General features: G+C 59.9%; 13 protein-coding genes. 6 read left to right on the top strand and 7 right to left on the bottom strand.

The window, feature by feature from the left end; translation table 11 throughout:
* Positions 1–242: 242 nt before the first annotated feature.
* The 3 genes from rpsA to coaE all read left to right on the top strand — a co-directional run bounded on the left by rpsA (position 243) and on the right by coaE (position 3,869).
* On the top strand, positions 243–1,706 hold the full coding sequence (rpsA, locus tag HMPREF2920_RS00180; protein ID WP_005510285.1) for a 30S ribosomal protein S1: 1,464 nt from the start codon (positions 243–245) through the stop codon (positions 1,704–1,706).
* 378 nt (positions 1,707–2,084) lie between these two features.
* Entirely contained in the window at positions 2,085–3,194 is a 1,110-nt protein-coding gene (locus HMPREF2920_RS00175; RefSeq protein WP_371326366.1) for a glutathione S-transferase family protein, read from the top strand.
* Between the two features lie 33 nt (positions 3,195–3,227).
* Positions 3,228–3,869 (top strand): dephospho-CoA kinase, encoded by a 642-nt coding sequence (gene coaE, locus HMPREF2920_RS00170; protein ID WP_070853963.1) that lies wholly within the window; start codon positions 3,228–3,230, stop codon positions 3,867–3,869.
* Here coaE and HMPREF2920_RS00165 read toward each other — a convergent pair.
* The 3 genes from HMPREF2920_RS00165 to HMPREF2920_RS00155 form a co-directional block, all read right to left on the bottom strand.
* Complete coding sequence (locus HMPREF2920_RS00165) at positions 3,802–5,016, bottom strand: aminotransferase class I/II-fold pyridoxal phosphate-dependent enzyme (RefSeq protein WP_070853962.1); 1,215 nt, start codon at positions 5,014–5,016, stop codon at positions 3,802–3,804. The genes coaE and HMPREF2920_RS00165 overlap by 68 nt on opposite strands.
* A gap of 104 nt (positions 5,017–5,120) precedes the next feature.
* Positions 5,121–5,810, bottom strand: a complete 690-nt coding sequence (locus tag HMPREF2920_RS00160) for a hypothetical protein (RefSeq protein WP_246821087.1) — start codon at positions 5,808–5,810, stop codon at positions 5,121–5,123.
* A 94-nt stretch (positions 5,811–5,904) separates the two neighbouring features.
* Positions 5,905–6,789, bottom strand: coding sequence for a type IV toxin-antitoxin system AbiEi family antitoxin domain-containing protein (locus tag HMPREF2920_RS00155; RefSeq protein WP_070853960.1), 885 nt, complete (start codon positions 6,787–6,789; stop codon positions 5,905–5,907).
* A gap of 398 nt (positions 6,790–7,187) precedes the next feature.
* On the opposite strand from HMPREF2920_RS00155, the gene uvrB reads away from it, so the two are divergent.
* Positions 7,188–9,320 (top strand): excinuclease ABC subunit UvrB, encoded by a 2,133-nt coding sequence (gene uvrB / locus HMPREF2920_RS00150; RefSeq protein WP_016422912.1) that lies wholly within the window; start codon positions 7,188–7,190, stop codon positions 9,318–9,320.
* Positions 9,321–9,452: 132 nt separating this feature from the next.
* Complete coding sequence (locus tag HMPREF2920_RS00145) at positions 9,453–9,893, top strand: universal stress protein (protein ID WP_070853959.1); 441 nt, start codon at positions 9,453–9,455, stop codon at positions 9,891–9,893.
* 84 nt (positions 9,894–9,977) lie between these two features.
* Here HMPREF2920_RS00145 and HMPREF2920_RS00140 read toward each other — a convergent pair whose 3' ends face one another.
* The 4 genes from HMPREF2920_RS00140 to HMPREF2920_RS00125 form a co-directional block, all read right to left on the bottom strand.
* Positions 9,978–11,072: a DNA glycosylase AlkZ-like family protein gene (locus HMPREF2920_RS00140; RefSeq protein ID WP_070853958.1), complete on the bottom strand. Its 1,095-nt coding sequence runs from the start codon at positions 11,070–11,072 to the stop codon at positions 9,978–9,980.
* A 34-nt stretch (positions 11,073–11,106) separates the two neighbouring features.
* Positions 11,107–13,596, bottom strand: a complete 2,490-nt coding sequence (locus HMPREF2920_RS00135; RefSeq protein WP_070853957.1) for a HelD family protein — start codon at positions 13,594–13,596, stop codon at positions 11,107–11,109.
* A gap of 133 nt (positions 13,597–13,729) precedes the next feature.
* On the bottom strand, positions 13,730–14,599 hold the full coding sequence (locus HMPREF2920_RS00130) for a DoxX family protein (RefSeq protein WP_070853956.1): 870 nt from the start codon (positions 14,597–14,599) through the stop codon (positions 13,730–13,732).
* Positions 14,600–14,765: 166 nt separating this feature from the next.
* Positions 14,766–15,473, bottom strand: coding sequence for an MBL fold metallo-hydrolase (locus tag HMPREF2920_RS00125; protein WP_070437629.1), 708 nt, complete (start codon positions 15,471–15,473; stop codon positions 14,766–14,768).
* 139 nt (positions 15,474–15,612) lie between these two features.
* On the opposite strand from HMPREF2920_RS00125, the gene uvrA reads away from it, so the two are divergent.
* Positions 15,613–18,465 carry an excinuclease ABC subunit UvrA gene (uvrA, locus tag HMPREF2920_RS00120; protein WP_070437626.1) on the top strand — a complete coding sequence of 951 codons (2,853 nt, stop codon included), beginning with the start codon at positions 15,613–15,615 and terminating at the stop codon, positions 18,463–18,465.
* Position 18,466 lies beyond the last annotated feature (1 nt).

Below are 18,466 nucleotides of genomic sequence, written 5' to 3'. Positions count from 1 at the left end.
TTGCGGGCTTGCCGCGGATGTGTTGCGGACTTGAATGTCGCAGCTCAAATCGGTATTGTTCGCTAGGTATGCATTAGCGTGCCGACTTTGCAGCCTCGAGCTTCGGGGATACCGGGTTAACTAATTGCCAATGGCGAGATTCGCCGAAAGCGGATTTGGCCCGGTTGTCCAGGAGTTTCTTTGAGGGGCAAGGCCGAAATTGTCCGTTTTTCGATTTCTATCCGCTTCGGAGCACATCTTATATGTCCACTTCTAACGTCCCTCAGGTTGCCATCAACGACATTGGCACCGCTGAGGATTTCCTGGCCGCTGTCGACTCGACGATGAAGTACTTCAACGATGGTGACATCGTTGAGGGCACCGTCGTTAAGGTTGACCGCGACGAGGTTCTTCTCGACATCGGCTACAAGACTGAAGGTGTCATTCCTTCCCGCGAACTGTCCATCAAGCACGATGTCGACCCTGACGAAGTGGTCGAAGTTGGCGATGAGATCGACGCGCTGGTCCTGACCAAGGAAGACAAGGAAGGCCGCCTCATCCTGTCCAAGAAGCGCGCTCAGTACGAGCGTGCTTGGGGCACCATCGAGCAGCTCAAGGAGAACGACGAGCCGGTTACCGGTACCGTCATCGAGGTCGTCAAGGGCGGCCTGATCCTCGACATCGGCCTGCGCGGCTTCCTGCCGGCTTCCCTCGTCGAGATGCGTCGTGTCCGCGACCTCCAGCCGTACATCGGCCAGGAGATCGAGGCCAAGATCATCGAGCTCGACAAGAACCGCAACAACGTCGTTCTGTCCCGCCGTGCATGGCTCGAGCAGACCCAGTCTGAGGTCCGCTCCGAGTTCCTGCACCAGCTGCAGAAGGGCCAGGTCCGCAAGGGTGTCGTTTCCTCCATCGTCAACTTCGGCGCATTCGTCGATCTCGGCGGTGTTGACGGCCTGGTTCACGTTTCCGAGCTGTCCTGGAAGCACATCGACCACCCGTCCGAGGTTGTCCAGGTTGGCGACGAGGTCACCGTCGAGGTTCTCGAGGTCGACCTGAACCGCGAGCGCGTTTCCCTGTCCCTGAAGGCTACTCAGGAAGATCCGTGGCGCGTCTTCGCCCGCACTCACGCAATCGGCCAGATTGTTCCGGGCAAGGTCACCAAGCTGGTTCCGTTCGGTGCGTTCGTCCGCGTCGAGGAGGGCATCGAGGGCCTGGTTCACATCTCCGAGCTGGCTTCCCGCCACATCGACGTTCCGGACCAGATCGTCTCCGTCGACGAGCAGGTCATGGTCAAGGTCATCGACATCGACCTCGAGCGTCGTCGTATCTCCCTGTCCCTCAAGCAGGCTGACGAGGACTTCACCGAAGAGTTCGACCCGACCAAGTACGGCATGGGCGACTCCTACGACGAGCAGGGCAACTACATCTTCCCGGAGGGCTTCGACCCGGAGACCAACGAGTGGATGGAGGGCTTCGAGACTCAGCGCGCCGAGTGGGAGGCTCGCTACGCAGAGGCAGAGCGTCACCACCAGCTGCACGCTGCCCAGATCGAGCGTCACCGCGCTGCAGCTGCCGAGGCTGCAGAGACCGCTTCGAACTACTCTTCCGAGTCCGGCGAGGCAGCCCCGGCTGCTCCGGCCGCACCGGCTGCAGACAATGCAGGCGGCACCCTGGCTTCCGACGAGCAGCTCGCTGCTCTGCGCGAGAAGCTGGCTGGCAACTAAGCTAGGCCGCTAAGGGCTTACACGTCCCTTTGAGAAATCGCCCCGGCGAGGTTTTCCTCGCTGGGGCTTTTTCGTGCCTTCTTTGCTTTACGACGGGCACCTGCTCGGCCTTGTTCTTATATCGGCGGCTTGAGGGCTTGCTGCATCCTTGGTCCGGGTGATGGGGCTTTGGGCCATGAGGGTGGTGCCGCTGTTGTCTAGGGCGGGCTTACGCTTCACCAGAAGTAGTTTGCTGCACAGTAACCGGCTACTGGCGAAGCGCAAGCCGTCCTATTGGCCCTAAGGGCCCTAATGTCCTGGTGGCCTTGTCGATTTCGGTGGCTCTGGCTGCCCTTACTGCCGTTGACAGCCCGTCTCTCTACCCATATGATTGGTGACATGACAACAAAGGACGAAGCCAAACAGGTAGATAACGCTAATCACGTAGAGGATTCCTCCCACTCCACAGGCGGTGTGTACTCGCAGGAGGGTAAGGACTTTAACCGCGACACCCGCTATATCAACGACCGCATTGTTAAGAACGGTCGCGAGGTAGGCGACGGAATTAAGACGTGGCCCGTTGAAGCCGGTCGCTACCGCCTCATCGCGGCTCGCGCGTGCCCATGGGCACACCGCACGCTTATTGTTCGCAGGTTGCTCGGCTTGGAAGATGCAATTTCAGTCGGAATTCCAGGGCCAGTGCACGATGCCCGCTCCTGGGCATTCGACAAGGGACCAGGTGGCCGTGACGAAGTACTAGGCTACGAGCGCCTGCAGGAGGCATTCCTCAAGCGTTTCCCGGACTACCAGCGCGGTATTACTGTTCCGGCCATCGTCGAGATCGAGTCGGGCGAGGTCGTGACCAATGACTTCCCCCGGATCACCTTGGACTTCATTACCGAGTGGACCGAGTTCCACCGCGAAGGCGCCCCGGATCTTTACCCGGTGGAGATGCGCGAGGAAATGGATGAGCTTATGCAGTTCATCTACACCGAGATCAACAACGGCGTCTACCGCTGTGGTTTCGCAGGCTCGCAGGACTCCTACGACAAGGCTTACGACCGGCTGTTCGATGCCCTAGACAAGGTTTCTGAGCGCTTAGAGACCCGCCGTTACCTCATGGGCGACCACATCACTGAGGCCGACATTCGCCTTTACACGACCCTGATCCGCTTCGATGCCGTCTACCACGGCCACTTCAAGTGCAACCGGAGCAAGATTTCCGAGATGCCGGTTCTATACAACTACCTGCGTGATCTCTTCCAGACTCCGGGCTTCGGCGACACCACTGACCTCGTCGATATCAAGCGCCATTACTACGAGGTCCACCGCGACCTCAATCCTTTAGGGATTGTCCCGAAGGGGCCGGAGCTCTCTGACCTGCTCCAGCCGCACGGCCGTGAGGCCCTTGGTGGCAGCCCATTCGGTAACGGCACCGCCCCGGCCCCAGTCAACCCAGATCCCGTTGAAGAGGGTCACCGCATCGAGGATCTCGTCGTAAAGCACTAACGTGCGGGGGCGTGTCCACGTACCCTTAGAGACATGCTCAAAGCAGGACTAACCGGTGGCATGGGCAGTGGGAAATCTACGGTCGCCCGTAGGTTTGCCGAGCTCGGTGCTGTCATCATCGACGCTGATCAGATCGCTCGCGATGTCGTCGAACCCGGGGAACCGGCGCTGGCCGAACTCGCCGAAGCTTTCGGCGAGGGCATTTTGCTTGACGACGGCTCCCTCAACCGCGGCGAACTTGCGAAGCGGGCCTTCGTATCCGCGGAGAAGACGGAGCTGCTGAACTCCATCACCCATCCGCGTATTGAGCAGCGCACCGAAGAGCAGTTCAACGCGGCAGGTGACGCCATCATTGTTTTTGACTCTCCGCTGTTGATTGAAATGGGGCAGTCGGAAGCACAGGACCTCGTCGTAGTTGTGCATACCCCGGTGGAGGTCCGTCTCGACCGTCTGGTGGAAAGCCGCGGTGTAGACCGAGAGGATGCGAAGCAGCGCATCGCTAAGCAAATCAGCGATGATAAGCGCCTGCAGTTCGCCGACGTAGTTCTGGAAAACTCAGGCACCGAGGAGGACCTCGTGCGCCAGGTCGACCGGATTTGGGAGCGGATTATTCAGCCGCTGAATCAGATTCGTCAGCTGCAGGCCGGGCAGCAAGATAATCCCGCAGCCGGATGATAGCCTCCTCAATCACCTCGGCGCGCTTGCAGAAAGCGAACCGCACCAGGTAGCGGTACTTTTCTGACTCTGGGTCATCCACAAAAGCGGTGACGGGGATGGCTGCGACGCGGCATTCCTTGACCAGGCGGGTGCAGGTCTCCAGGGCGTCGCCAAGCCCCCAGCTCGAGACATCGGCGACGACAAAATACCCTGCCTGCGGCGTGAAGACGTCGGCGCCAAGGCCCTCCAACCCATCGGCGAGGAGCCGCATGTTGCCCTCGAGCTGACCCGCCAGCTCGTCCACCCATGGGGCACATTCCTGCAGGCCACGGGCGACTGCGGGCTGAAGGGGAGTGGCGCCGACATAGCTCAAGAACTGCTTGGCCTTGACGACGCCATCGAGTAGTTCGGTCGGGGCCAGCGCCCAGCCGATCTTCCATCCGGTGACGTTGAAGGTTTTTGCGGCGCTGGACACGACAATGGTTCGCTCGCGCATGCCGGGCAGAGCGCTGATGGAAGAGTGTGACAATCCGTTGAAGTACAGGCGTTCGTAGACTTCGTCGGCAAGCACGAGTAGATGGTTTGCGATGGCGACATCGGCGATGGCCTGCAAGTCCTCGTCCGCGAGGACGGTGCCGGTGGGGTTGTGCGGCGAATTGATGATGATCATGGCCGTTTTAGCGGTGACGGCATCGGCAAGCGCGCTGCGGTCGAGCGACCAGGAGCGCGCCGTACTGGAAGCTGCGGGGATGAGCGGCACCGCGGTATATGTGCAGTTAGCCAGTGCGATGGCGGCTTTGTACGAGTCGTAGTACGGCTCGATGAGGATGACGTGGCTGCCGGGTTCGAGATGCCCCAAGGCGGTGGCGGCAATCGACTCCGTGGCGCCGACCGTGACGAGGCATTCGGCGTCGGCGTCGTAGACCTGCCCCGTGCGGCGGGCGCGATCGGCGACGATGGCATCACGGAGCACCTTCATACCGCGGCCGGGGCCGTACTGGTTGTTTCCTCCAGCTATCTGATGTCGCGCCTCCGCGAGCACCTCGTCCGGCCCATCCCAATCCGGGAAGCCCTGCCCAAGATTGATTGCCTCGTGCTCGGTAGCGAGGTGGGACATGGTGGCGAAGATGGTCTCGCCGAAGGGGCGCAAGCGGGAAACGGTCATGGTTTCACTGTAGGCGGGAGTTTGCGGGCTTGTTGCGATTCCCCATCGGCGAATCGCGGCTGGCGGCCAGCAGTTGCACCGCCTGCCGACCGCCACCTGGTGCGCTAGTACATGTAAATCTTCGCGTTGTTGCCGCCGGTGCACACGACAACGTCGTCTTGTGTGCTGCAGCTGAGGTCGTAGGTCTTCCCGGTCGCGGGGCTCTTGGCCTTGATGTTTGGCTGCAGGCGGTCGCGGATATTGTCCTCCGAGGCGTTAAGCCCCTCGGTCTGCTGGTTGAATACGGCCTTCGCAAAGTCGCAGCTGGTGTTTGGCCCCGCCGCGATGAGGTTGAGGCCGTACCCATCGCCGTAGATGCAGGTGGTTGCCTGTTCGCCCGCCGCCGTGAAGGTGGATCCCGGCGAGGGGTTGTTGTAGATCTCAGCGGTCATGTCCTGACGAAGCCGGCTCCCGTCGCCGTTGTCGCCTCTTTCGCTTGACGACGTCGACGCGCCACCAGTCTCCGCCGTCGATGTATCGCCTCCCTGGTCCGGTGCAGAACCGGTTGGGTTTGGCGTGTTGCCCGAACTCTTGTCAGACACGCCATCCTCGGTCTGAGTAACGGTAGTGGTTTCAACCGGAGCAGCAGATTCGGGCGCTGCTTCAGTTTCCTGTGTTGAGCAGGCGGTGAAAGCCAATGCGGTGGTAGCGAGGATGCCGGCCACAAGGGCTCGGTGTGAGGTTGCTTTTCGAGTGGTGGAACCTGGGCGAGTCGTAGCGGGCGTGTGGACTGGTGTGCGGCGCGAAGTGTTCATAGGCGCCAGGCTAGTTGCTGTGCGGGCAGTTTTCATTACAAAATAAATAACAATTCGGCAAATGGATCGCGGTTTATCTCGCAATATCGGCTGTTTATCGCTGCTTATTGGCGTAGCCAACCGTTGGATTCCATTCCCAAACTTTCTGACAGGCAGGCCATCCTGGTTTATAGTCCATGCGGGGACGGCGCTTTTGTACCCATCGGATTGCCTGCTCGATCTCGTCGAGGACGCTGTCGAGATTCCAATTGATGCATGAGTCCGTGAACCGCAGGACTATCCAGCCGTGCAGCGTGCCGGAGTTGGTCTTCCAGCGATCTGTGATGAACGAGTCCTCGTTGGCGTGGTACTTCTCTGAGTCAACTTCGATGGCTATTTTCCACTGGTCAAGCAGGATGTCGAAGCAGTAGGGGCCGATGTACTGGTTCATTCGGATGCGGTACCCGCGCTTGATTAGTGGACGGGCCAGCTTGCGCTCGAGTTCGCTGCATGAGCCGATTGGCGTGGTGGCGATGGTTTCACGCAGCCAGGCGGGAACTTTCCGCATCCGGCTGAGGTCGTGGTTGAGTCGCTTCTCGCCGTCCCGGCCGGCGTAGTGTGTTTCCAGGATTCTGCGTGCATAGTCTTTTGAAGCTCGTGCTGCCCAGAGTGCTTCGACAACTGGGAGGCCATTGATGCTGGTGTAGGACGGTAGGCGGCTGTGCCTAATGGAGAAGGTCTCGGCCTGAACTGATCCCGCGCCTTCTGCCTGGATAGGAAGTGTCAGGGGAAGTCTCAAGTGGATTTGAGCTGCGCTTTTACCGGTTAGCGCAATGCTTTTGTAATGCCCCGTGATTGCTCGGGCGACTGAGGCGGGAGAGTGGTCGTCAATGTAGAGGCCACGTACCAATTTAATTAGCCTGCCTTGTTGTAGGAGGGCTCTGGTCTTTTTCTCTCCGATGCCGAGTGCACGCAACTCGGCCGTGGTGAAACTTCCCATGGTCGGGACTCTAAGCTTTTTCGGCCCAGGGGATTTTCTGTGAGAGAGGCTCCACGTCCAATCTGTGGACAACTTTCAGGGTGTGGATAACCCAGGCCTCCCGCAGCCTTGCAGCCTTGCAGCCTCGCAGCCGCAGCCGCGGACCATCGATAAGACGGCTTGCGCTTCACCAGGAGTCAGTCCATGCGCACTAAGGGCCAGCTGGTGAAGCGGAACCCGCCTTTGCTGGCCTGGCAGCGACTTTATGCCAGCCTTGTCCAAATCTGTGCCGATTTTAATGTTGGTCCGGAACTCGACAGCCGCTCCTAAGCCCCTGGGCCCCAGCCCTGGACAGCCCAAAGCCCCAGGAAGTAACGTAACCAGCCGCTTTCAAGACAGCCTTCGCTACGCTGGGAACTATGGCATTTGCAGCAGAGCAACCCGTCCTCGCGCACTCGGAGTTCCGTCCCGTCGGTGAAGTCGAGCGCGCTGAGGGAAACTTCGAGGTCATCAGCGAGTTCGAGCCCTCGGGCGACCAGCCGCAGGCAATCGCGGAACTGTCGGAGCGCCTAGATAGAGGCGAGCGCGAGGTAGTCCTGATGGGTGCCACGGGCACCGGTAAGTCAGCCACCGCAGCGTGGTTGATCGAAAAGGTGCAGCGGCCAACCCTCGTCATGGCACCGAACAAGACGCTTGCGGCCCAGCTGGCCAATGAGCTCCGCAGCCTGCTGCCAAACAACGCGGTCGAGTACTTCGTTTCGTACTACGACTACTACCAACCCGAGGCCTACATCGCGCAGACCGATACCTATATTGAAAAGGATTCCTCCATCAACGAGGACGTGGAGCGCCTGCGCCACTCGGCTACTTCAGCGCTGCTGTCGCGTCGCGACGTAGTCGTCGTCAGCTCTGTTTCTTGCATCTATGGCCTGGGTACCCCGCAGTCCTACCTCGACCGTTCGGTGTGGCTGAAGGAGGGCGAGGAAGTCGACCGCGACCAGTTCCTGCGCCTTTTGGTGGACATTCAGTACGCCCGCAATGACATCGCCTTTACCCGCGGCACCTTCCGAGTAAAAGGTGACGTGGTCGACATCATCCCGGCCTACGAAGAAAAGGCCGTGCGGGTGGAGTTCTTCGGCGACGAGATTGATTCGCTGTACTACCTCAATCCAGTCACAGGCGACGTCATCGACCAAGTCCCGGAGCTGCGCATCTTCCCAGCTACGCACTACGTCGCCGGCCCGGAGCGCATGGAACGCGCCGTCGCGGACATCAAGGCCGAACTCGCCGAACGCCTGGCGGATCTGGAAAACCGGGGCAAGTTGCTGGAAGCACAGCGTCTGCGCATGCGCACGGAGTACGACCTCGAAATGATTGAACAGGTCGGCTTCTGCTCCGGCATCGAGAACTACTCGCGCCACATCGATGGTCGCGCGCCGGGCTCGGCCCCCGCGACACTCATCGACTATTTCCCGGAGGACTTCCTCACCATCATCGATGAGTCGCACGTCACCGTGCCGCAGATTGGCGGCATGTTCGAGGGCGATGCCTCCCGTAAGCGCAACCTCGTCGACTTCGGTTTCCGCCTCCCATCGGCGTTGGATAACCGCCCGCTGACGTTCGACGAATTCGATGCCCGAGTGGGCCAGGTCGTGTTTATGTCCGCAACGCCGGGTGACTATGAGCTCGAAAAGACCGGTGGCGAGTATGTGGAGCAGGTTATTCGTCCGACTGGGCTGGTGGACCCCAAGATCGTCGTTAAGCCTACTGAGGGGCAGATCGATGATTTGATCGGCGAGATCCGAAAGCGCACCGAGCGTGACGAGCGCGTTCTTGTGACCACCCTGACGAAGAAGATGGCGGAGGATCTGACCGACTACCTGCTCGAAAATGGTGTGCAGGTGCGGTACATGCACTCGGATGTTGATACGCTCAAGCGCGTTGAGTTGCTGCGGCAGTTGCGTCTCGGCGAGTACGACGTGCTGGTCGGTATTAACCTGCTGCGCGAGGGGCTGGACTTGCCCGAGGTTTCGCTGGTGGCAATCCTCGACGCCGACAAGGAGGGGTTCCTGCGTTCGGAGCGCTCGTTGATTCAGACGATTGGTCGTGCCGCGCGAAACGTCTCCGGCGAGGTGCACATGTACGCCGACAAGATCACCGATTCCATGCGGTTCGCCATCGACGAGACGGAGCGCCGCCGCGAAAAGCAGATTGCTTACAACACTGAGCATGGCATCGATCCGCAGCCGCTGCGCAAGAAGATCGCGGACATTCTGGATCAGGTCTACGACAACGCTGACACCGATTACGAAGGCAAGACCGGTGCGGCCGCTGATGCACTGCTCTCGCGTGCCGACGGCTCGGGCGCGGCCGATGGTGCTAGCGGTAAGCAGATGCCGAGGGCGGAGCTCGAGGCGCTCATCGCGGATTTGTCGGAGCAGATGGCCGCGGCTGCGCGAGAGTTGAAGTTCGAGCTCGCGGGGCGCTTGCGCGATGAGATTTTCGACCTCAAGAAGGAACTTAAGGGGATGATTGAGGCCGGTGTCGAGTAGTTTTTTGCTACTGTTGTGGGAAGTAAAACAGTGTATTCGCGAAAGTGCCTCTGGCCAGTGGGTTCGGGGCAATGACGGCGTTACGCACGATGAACTGTTTTAATGCAACTTCCACAGTGAGGGATAGTTTTCATGAGTGATTACAAGACCATTGTTGTCGGCACGGATGGTTCTAAGTCGTCGCTGCTCGCAGTAGAGCGCGCTGCTTCGATTGCTGCTGCTTTCGATGCGACCCTGGTTATCGGCTGCGCTTACTACGAGACTGCAGAGGATGCGTCCAAGACCCTGCGCCAGGATTCGGTTCAGGTTCTCGGTGATGACCCGGCTCAGAAGAACCTGGCTGCTGCTAAGGAGGCCGCAGAGGCCGTCGGCGCGACCAAGGTTGAGACCGAGATTCGCTCCGGCTCCCCGGTTGAGGCTCTGATGTCCCTGGTCACCGACCGTCGCGCTGACCTGCTGGTGGTTGGTAACCGCGGTATTAACTCGCTGACTGGTCGTCTGCTGGGCTCCGTGCCGGCTGATGTTGCTCGTCAGTCGGACTGTGATGTCATGATCGTTCACACTGTGAGCTAATAAAACCGTGAGCTAACAAAACGGTGAGCTAAGAATTTAGATTTCGCTTTAAACCGGCGCCTCTGAGCTGAGGTGCCGGTTTTTCTATTGCCGGCCGGTGATAACTCCTTCTTCAACTACAAAAGGCCAGCTAATTCCATTTCTAGTTAAGACCTGATTGCGAAGGGATTCAGGAAGAACTTCGGTACGGCTGCCATAGCCCATGAGGTACTCGTCAAAAGCGGGCAGTCGAAGCGTCAGTGAAAGCGCGGCTTCAAGCTCGGCTTCAGTTACGTTCTGCTGCCATGTCGGCATGAAGTACTCATTTTGCGCGAGATTTTCACCGATGAATTCTGTGTCAGTTGGCGCGTCCGGAGAGGCAGAGGAATCGAGGGAGAAAGGAACTATTAAGTGATCGATAAGCTTAAGGGCCTTTTTCGCTTGAGTTTTCGTCAGCCCCAGCCACCACGCGAAGTCAGCTACACAGATAGGTCCGCGGGAATTAACATAGCGCCAGGCAATGTCGGCCAGCGTGGATTCAGCTGAGTGTTCTGTGCTGGAGCCCTCTGTGGTATTTGCTGAGAGGCCGTCTTTGGACGTTACGTCGGCAAGCAGGACGAAGGTATCTTCGGATCCTCTTCGTGGCCCTTGGACGACAGCGCCTTCGCCGCCGAATGTGCGCAGTAGGTGAGGACCTCTTTGTTCCGTGGGGTCTATTCCATGATCTGCGAAAACCTCATAGGCTTCAGTCCGAGTCAGCGGGTCGGACAGGCCACGTGAGCGCAATTCGGAATGAAATGCTGCCCTTGCGGTCTGCACATCATCTTGAGAAAGCCCGAGTGTCGTACGACGTCTTGCTGCTGCCTTTTCGATGCGCGGATTCGTCAACCTCATAATTGCTCCCGCGTCTTGCGCTGAAACAAAGTGCAGGGTGCCTCGTTGCGACCAACAGCGAACGATGTCGTAAGAAGAAATGGCTGCTAAAACATCGTCGGTGGTGCTGCCACTGCGCAAGGCGATGGCATCAACACCGTTCGAATAATTCTGCCCTTGCAGAGCAACCATGCCATGCGTTGCTGATAATGCAGGCGACTTGAGGTTTGTATTCCAATCGCTGCGTGCTTGACTTGCAGCTAACCCCTGGGCAATGAGACGGCGTGCGCGAAGTTCAGCTAGCTGAGGTAGATAGTTTTGGGACATAATGTCTCACTCATTCTGTACGGCACTATCCTCGTCATTCTAACCACTGCAGCTCCGGCAAAACGCCCGACTGCTGAGGCGCCACAACAATTAGCCCCTGGGTCGCACGAGTCAGTGCAACGTACAGGTCCTGTAGCCCCTGTGGGGATTGCGCCACAATCTGGTCGGGCGCAACGACGATGACCTCGTCGAATTCCAGGCCTTTTGAGGTCGTGATGTCGTAGACCGCGCAGTTGGTGAGTTTGCTGGGGCGAGTAGCAGGTGTGGCATCGGAGCTAGTCGCGTCGGCAGTATTAGCGGCACCAGCTCCACCACCGAGAAAATCCCGCACCTCCGCGCGTGTGGCTTCGAGCAACTCGGCGGGCGCGATCACAGCGACCAGGCGGTCCGGCTGCGCAACCTGCTCCACATGCGCCAGAGCCTCCGTCACGGTGCGAGCCTGGACAGGCTTGCGGCCGGTCGCGCGGATCGACTGCGGTGCCTCCAGCTCCGGATCAATCTCGGCCAGGACGCTGGCGGCGACCTCCATCACCTCAGCTGGGGTGCGGTAGTTGACGGTCAGCTCGTGGAGATGCCACCTCGAGCCGATGATGGGTTCCAGCACATCATCCCAGGTCGCGGCACCTGCGGGGGAGCCCGTCTGGGCCACGTCGCCGACGAGGGTCATCCAGCCGTTGGGGCTGCGGCGGCGCAGCATTCGCCAGGCCATCGCGGAGAGTTCCTGAGCCTCGTCGACGATGACATGGCCGTAGGCCCACAGGCGATCCGCCGCCGCCCGCTCGGCGGTGGATCGCAGGTCGCGCTCACGGTGGCGTTCGGCCAGTGCCTCGGCATCGATGACGTCATACGCTGACAAGATCTCGGCCTCGAAGCCGTCGTCAAGATCCTGGGACGCAGAACTGGACAGGGTATCCAACGCGCCCTGCGCTTCCTCGACGCGGGCCTGCCAATCCTCTTCATCGGCCTCCGCGTCACCAACTGGGCCGAGGAGTTCCGCCAGCTCGTCGAGAAGCGGGGCGTCGGAAGGCATCCAGTCGGTGCCTTCCGGCCGGTAGAGAGCCTCGCGCGTCAGCTCGTCGTAATCGGTGGCGGCGTAGTCGATGGCCTCGCGAGAGCTCAGCAGCTCCGACAGCACCCGCTCGGGCGTAAGCGCAGGCCACAGCTCATCGAGGATGTCGGCAACTGCTCCGGATTCGTCGATTTCGTCGCGTAGATCGGCAATGTCGGTCACGGACAGGAGGTTTTCGCCGCCCAGCGGATCGGCACCGATGACCTCGGCCATCTGCGCGGCCAGGAGCTCCACCACGTGATCGCGGAAAATCGGCCGGGCCAGATTGTGGGGTTTCCGAGTCCGCCGCGCACGCGTGCGTGCAGCTTTCACCATGTCAGGTGTGATCGTCAGGGTGATGTTGTCGTTCCGGACTTCAAGAGGTTCCGCGGGGAGCTCCTGGTAGGCCCGCACGGCTTCGCGCAGGATAGTGAGCATCTCAATCGAGCCCTTAACTTCCTGCGCAACCAGGGGTTCGGGGTTGTGTCCGTCGATAAGCGCGTTGGAACCGCGCACGCCGGGGTAGAGATCGGCAATGGTGGTCAGTACCACGCCCGTTTCGCCGAGGCTCGGCAGCACGCGCGAGATGTAGTCGAGGAAGGTTGTGTTCGGGCCGATGATGAGGACACCGGTTTTCGCCAGTTGATCGCGGTAGGTGTAGAGAAGCCATGCGACGCGATGCAGCGCCACTGCCGTCTTGCCTGTGCCGGGACCGCCCTGGACGACCAGGGTGCCGCGGGTGGAGTCGCGGATGATGAGGTCCTGCTCGCGCTGAATGGTCTCCACAATGCCGCGCATATGGCCGGTGCGCGCTTGATTCATGACCTCCCGCAGCACCGATTCGCCACCGACGCCCGCTTCAACTTCGGTCTCGTGTGCGCTGTCGGCTTCCTCGCCGGAGAGCCATTCGTCGTCAATGCTGCGGACCTTCCGGCCGTGAGTGCGCAGGTGTCGACGCAGACTGACTCCCTCGGGATGCGCGGTCGTGGCCAGGTAAAACGGGCGCGCGCCGTCGGCACGCCAATCCATGATGACCGTGCGGTAGTCGTCGTCTTCATCGGACAGGCCGATTCGCCCGATGTATCGCTTATCGACGGTCGCCCCCGGCCCTTCCTCTGACAAAGGATTGTCGGGGTCTGTGTCATCGATATCGATTCGACCAAAGACCAGGCCGATCTCGGCTGAGCGGTAGCGGTCCAGATTAGCCTGTAGTCGGTGGTATTCCACCTCGCGTTCCACGCGGGCTTGCGGGTCTGGGTCGTCGATGAGCATGACCTGGCGCAGGTACTCTTGGTCGCGCTCGCGTGCCCGGTCGAGGAAGCTGAACGCACGGTCGACGTAGGCCTGTTCGGCAGCGAGGATGCTTTCTTCTTCTCGCTGTGGTGCTGAACTTGCCTGGTCCGGCAGACCTGCCTGGCCAGTGTGGCCAATGCGGCCTGTCTGGTCCTGCCCGGGCTCGGATGCGCGCGACGCCAACCTGGTCTCCTCAACGAATCGCAAAATTAGTGCTAACTGATGTGCTGAATGAATATAAAAATATGAAAACGCTCCCGCACGCGTAGTGGCGTGGGGAGCGTTTAAGTATACCGCTTTAACTGCGGCAGCAAACTTACTGCAGGCGCTTCTGCGCCTTCTTTGCGGACTTCTTGGCCTCCTTGGAAGCCTTGGCTGCGCGCTTGCGCAGTTCCTTGCGCTGCTTGCGAGTGTCCTTCTTGAGATCCTTGCCCAGGTCCTCGGCATAGTCGCGCGCGTCCTCAGCGAGCTCGGTGGCCTTGGCAATCCAGTCGTCCTTGTTGTCCTCGACGTAGCTCTTAGCGGTGTCGAAGGCGTCGGTGAGCTGCGCGCGCCAGCCGTCCTTGTTGTCCTCGACGTATTCACGAGCGCCATCGGTGGCCTCAGAAGCGCGGTCGCGGAGCAGGCCGGCCTTTTCGCGGACGTTCTCGCCGGCGGAAGCGAAGGCTGCGCTGATTTCCTCAGTGCGCTGCTCGGTTTCAGACTTGGTCGGCAGGGCAGCCTGAACCTTCTTGTTCAGCTGCTTGCCTGCCTTCTCAGCGCGCCAAGCGACACCCGGCTTGCCGTCGGTGTCAGCAGTAGCCAGGAAGAGGCCGCCCAGCAAACCGATGTCGGTCAGGAAACCAGTGCGGCGAGCCGCCTTCTCCTTCGAATCCTGGGTTTCCCAGAATGCGTGGCGAGCGAGCATCGTCGGAACTTGTGCAGCGACCAGAGCGGTGGCGGACAGGCGTGGGGCCTTACCCAGAGCGTAGAGGGAACCCGCAGCAACCTTGGTGCCAGCGACGACCTGGACAACCAGCTTCTCGCTATTTGGCACGTACTTGTTGTACTGGTTCGGGGTTACGGAGCGGACGCGGGCAATCAGGTCGCGTGCGCCCTCTTCATGATCCTTCTGGTTCATCAGCGTGTCGACACCGTCGGCAACGAAAACCGAGGCCAGCATTGGTCGGGCAAACTTGCGAATCATCTAAATTCCATCTCCTTTGTCGTCCAGGTGAAACCGTGTTTTTGGCCATCTGGTCGCTGTAATTCACTATTAATCCTACGCAGCCCGGCCTATTTATGTCGCGGGAATGACAAGTTTTTCAGAAGCTGCGGCACCATCCAGCACTACCGACCACGCTCATCCAGCGCTACCAACCACGCTGGCGCCAGTTCTCGACCTCGGGGCTCTCGACACCAACTGTGGTGTCTTTGCCGTGGCCGGGGTGAATCACCGAGTCGGCGGGGTAGACGCGGAAGACACGGCTCTCGACATCGTCGATAAGCTGCGTGAAATCCTCGGGCGAGTACGTTTTGCCGACACCGCCTGGGAAGATGCTGTCACCGACGAAGAGGTGGTGTGACGGGGTGTCGTCGGAAAGCGCGCCGGCTTCCTTGGCGGACAGGTCGAGGCAGAGGCCGCCCTTGGTGTGTCCGCGAAGGATGAACGTGGGCAGCGTGATGTCCTCGCCGAACGTGATGGTCTCGCCGCCGTCGAGCTGCTGGTCGGCGGGCTCGGGAATGTCGGCAGCGTCGAGGCTGGACGTGATGTGGCGGGCCGGGAATGACTGCAGGAGCTCGCCGAGCGCCTGAACGTGATCGCCGTGGGAGTGCGTGGTGACAATCGTGCGGACCTGCGCGCCGACGTGCTCAACCAGGCGGATTAGATGGTCGGCGTCGGTGGCGGCGTCGATAAGTAGGGAATTGTCGGGCTCGCGGGAGTCGACCAAAAGGTAGACGTTGTTGTCCATCGATCCGACGGAGGTCTTATAAATAGTGACATTGCCGTAGTCAATGCGCTCAACGCCGCGCGTTCTCGGCGAGTTGGAGTAAGGGCTGATTGTAATGTCGTCGTTCATGCGCCCCAGGGTAATGAGGTGTCTGTCGGCGCGCTAGGAGCGCAACGTAACCACGAGTCTCTGAACACATGTGCGAAAAATTGGTTATGGACTGTAGACTAGTCGGCAGTGAATCGTCGACGAATTGAGGTTTCCCACTGTGGCTGAACGTCTAGTGGTCAGAGGCGCCCGCGAGCATAACCTGCAGGGTGTTGACATCGATTTGCCCAGAGACAAGATGGTGGTTTTCACAGGTCTGTCGGGGTCGGGTAAATCGTCACTGGCATTTGACACAATTTTCGCCGAGGGCCAGCGCCGTTACGTGGAGTCGCTGAGCTCCTATGCGCGCATGTTCCTGGGGCAGATGGAAAAGCCCGATGTAGAGATGATTGAGGGGCTCTCGCCGGCGGTGTCGATCGACCAGAAGTCGACGAACCGCAACCCGCGCTCGACCGTCGGAACCATCACTGAAGTGTATGACTACCTGCGTCTTCTCTACGCGCGCACCGGTACTCCGCACTGTCCGACCTGTGGGGAAGTAATCTCCTCACAGACTCCACAGCAGATCGTCGATCAGGTCATGGAAATGCCGGAGGGCACCAAATTCCAGGTCCTCGCACCCGTCGTGCGCACGCGCAAGGGTGAATTCGTCGACCTGTTTGAACGCCTCGCATCCGAGGGCTACGCGCGTGTCATCGTCGATGGTGAAATGCACCGTCTAACGGATCCGCCGAAGCTGAAGAAGCAGGTCAAGCATGACATTGACGTGGTCATTGACCGTCTCCAGGTGAAGGAGTCGCAGCAGCGCAGGCTCACCGATTCCGTCGAAACGGCGCTTCTGCTTGCCGACGGCGTCGTGGTCATCGACGCCGTCGGGCTAGAGGCGGACGACCCGCGTCGAACCCAGCGGTTCTCGGAGAAGATGGCCTGCCCGAATGGGCACCGTATTGCTATCGATGAGTTGGAGCCACGGTCGTTTTCCTTTAACTCGCCGTATGGTGCGTGCCCGGAGTGTGACGGTATCGGTACCAAGCTGGAGGTGGACACGGACCTGGTGATTCCAGATCCGTCGCTGCCGACGATTGAGGCGATTGCGCCGTGGCGGCAGACGCTGAACAAGAAGTACTTTGAAAAGCTGGTTGAAGGCCTCGCCACCGAGATGAGCTTCGACCCGACCACGCCTTTCGAAGACCTCACAGCGCCGCAGCGCAAGGCCCTGCTGCATGGTTCCAGCCACAAGGTCACGGTGCGTTACCGCAATCGCTACGGCCGTACTCGCCAGTACACCGCACCTTTCGAAGGCGTGATGCCGTACCTGCACCGCAAGCTGTCACAGGCGGAGAGCGACTCTCAGAAGGAGCGTTTCCAGGGGTACATGCGTGAGGTGCCGTGCCCGGCATGTAGCGGTACTCGTTTGCGTCCGGAGATTCTTTCGGTGACGTTGGATTCGGCGGAGTTCGGGCAGAAGAATATTGCCGAGCTGACAGAGCTATCGGTTCACGATGGCTCGGCATTCCTGAATTCGCTGACTCTGGGCAAGCGCGAGGAAATGATTGCCGGGCGTGTTCTGCGTGAGGTGCAGGCTCGTCTGAAATTCCTGCTTGACGTTGGCCTGGATTATCTGTCCCTGTCTCGTTCGGCAGGCACGCTGTCCGGTGGTGAAGCGCAGCGAATTCGTCTGGCCACACAGATTGGTTCGGGGCTCGCTGGCGTGCTCTACGTCTTGGATGAGCCCTCGATTGGTCTTCACCAGCGTGATAACAACCGTCTAATCAAGACTCTGAAAAACCTGCGAGACCTGGGCAATACCCTGATTGTGGTCGAGCATGATGAGGACACGATTCGCGAGGCCGATTGGCTGGTCGACATTGGGCCAAAGGCCGGTGAATACGGTGGACAAATCGTCTACCAGGGTGAACCGTCTGGCATCGTTGACTGCGAGGAATCACTGACAGGTGCGTATCTCTCGGGTCGTCGGGTATTGGCGGTGCCGGAGAACCGTCGTGCGATTGATAAGTCGCGCATGGTGACGGTCAAGGGCGCTCGCGAAAACAACCTGAAGAAGATTGACGTGAAGTTCCCCCTCGGCGTGTTGACCTGCGTTACGGGTGTTTCCGGGTCCGGCAAGTCCACCTTGGTCAACGAAATCCTGGCCAAGGTGATGAGCAACGAGCTCAACGGTGCTCGTCAGGTGCCGGGTCGACACAGCCGCGTGGAGGGGTTGGATCAGCTGGACAAGCTGGTGCAAGTTGATCAGTCGCCGATTGGTCGCACCCCGCGTTCCAACCCAGCGACGTACACCGGTGTGTTCGACAAGATCCGCAACCTCTTCGCCGAGACGCAAGAGGCCAAGGTTCGTGGCTATAAGCCCGGTCGATTCAGCTTCAACGTCAAGGGCGGCCGCTGTGAGGCGTGTAAGGGCGACGGCACCATCAAGATTGAGATGAACTTCCTGCCGGACGTCTATGTGCCTTGCGAGGTTTGCCACGGCGCGCGCTACAACCGCGAAACGCTGGAGGTTCGTTACAAGGGCAAGACCATCGCTGAGGTTCTGGACATGCCCATCTCCGAGGCAGCGGAGTTCTTCGAGCCGATTCAGTCGATTGCGCGTTATCTCAATACGCTTGTCGACGTCGGCCTGGGCTATGTCCGTCTCGGGCAGGCGGCAACCACGCTCTCGGGTGGTGAGGCTCAGCGCGTGAAGTTGGCCAGTGAGCTGCAGAAGCGCTCCAATGGCCGGACGGTCTACATCTTGGATGAGCCGACCACGGGGCTGCATTTTGAGGACATCCGCAAGCTCATGTTGGTGTTGCAGGGCCTGGTGGACAAGGGCAACACCGTCATTGTCATTGAGCACAATTTGGATGTCATCAAGTCTGCGGATTGGATCATCGACATGGGGCCGGAAGGCGGCTCCGGCGGTGGCACCGTGGTTGTAGAGGGCACGCCGGAGGATGTCGCGAACTGTTCCGGCTCCCACACCGGGCAGTACCTGAAGCCGCTGCTTAAGTAGC

Source organism: Corynebacterium sp. HMSC075F02, assembly GCF_001838335.1.
GTDB classification, from domain to species: domain Bacteria; phylum Actinomycetota; class Actinomycetes; order Mycobacteriales; family Mycobacteriaceae; genus Corynebacterium; species Corynebacterium jeikeium_D.
Note: the sequence above shows the minus strand (reverse complement) of the source record. Positions and strands in the feature narration are given on the sequence as shown.

What these genes read in the sequence shown, in the direction of transcription:
- rpsA (WP_005510285.1), top strand. Translation starts at nt 243, where the DNA reads ATGTCCACTTCTAACGTCCCTCAGGTTGCCATCAACGACATTGGCACC.
- HMPREF2920_RS00175 (WP_371326366.1), top strand. Translation starts at nt 2,085, where the DNA reads ATGACAACAAAGGACGAAGCCAAACAGGTAGATAACGCTAATCACGTA.
- coaE (WP_070853963.1), top strand. Translation starts at nt 3,228, where the DNA reads ATGCTCAAAGCAGGACTAACCGGTGGCATGGGCAGTGGGAAATCTACG.
- HMPREF2920_RS00165 (WP_070853962.1), bottom strand. Translation starts at nt 5,016, where the DNA reads ATGACCGTTTCCCGCTTGCGCCCCTTCGGCGAGACCATCTTCGCCACC.
- HMPREF2920_RS00160 (WP_246821087.1), bottom strand. Translation starts at nt 5,810, where the DNA reads ATGAACACTTCGCGCCGCACACCAGTCCACACGCCCGCTACGACTCGC.
- HMPREF2920_RS00155 (WP_070853960.1), bottom strand. Translation starts at nt 6,789, where the DNA reads ATGGGAAGTTTCACCACGGCCGAGTTGCGTGCACTCGGCATCGGAGAG.
- uvrB (WP_016422912.1), top strand. Translation starts at nt 7,188, where the DNA reads ATGGCATTTGCAGCAGAGCAACCCGTCCTCGCGCACTCGGAGTTCCGT.
- HMPREF2920_RS00145 (WP_070853959.1), top strand. Translation starts at nt 9,453, where the DNA reads ATGAGTGATTACAAGACCATTGTTGTCGGCACGGATGGTTCTAAGTCG.
- HMPREF2920_RS00140 (WP_070853958.1), bottom strand. Translation starts at nt 11,072, where the DNA reads ATGTCCCAAAACTATCTACCTCAGCTAGCTGAACTTCGCGCACGCCGT.
- HMPREF2920_RS00130 (WP_070853956.1), bottom strand. Translation starts at nt 14,599, where the DNA reads ATGATTCGCAAGTTTGCCCGACCAATGCTGGCCTCGGTTTTCGTTGCC.
- HMPREF2920_RS00125 (WP_070437629.1), bottom strand. Translation starts at nt 15,473, where the DNA reads ATGAACGACGACATTACAATCAGCCCTTACTCCAACTCGCCGAGAACG.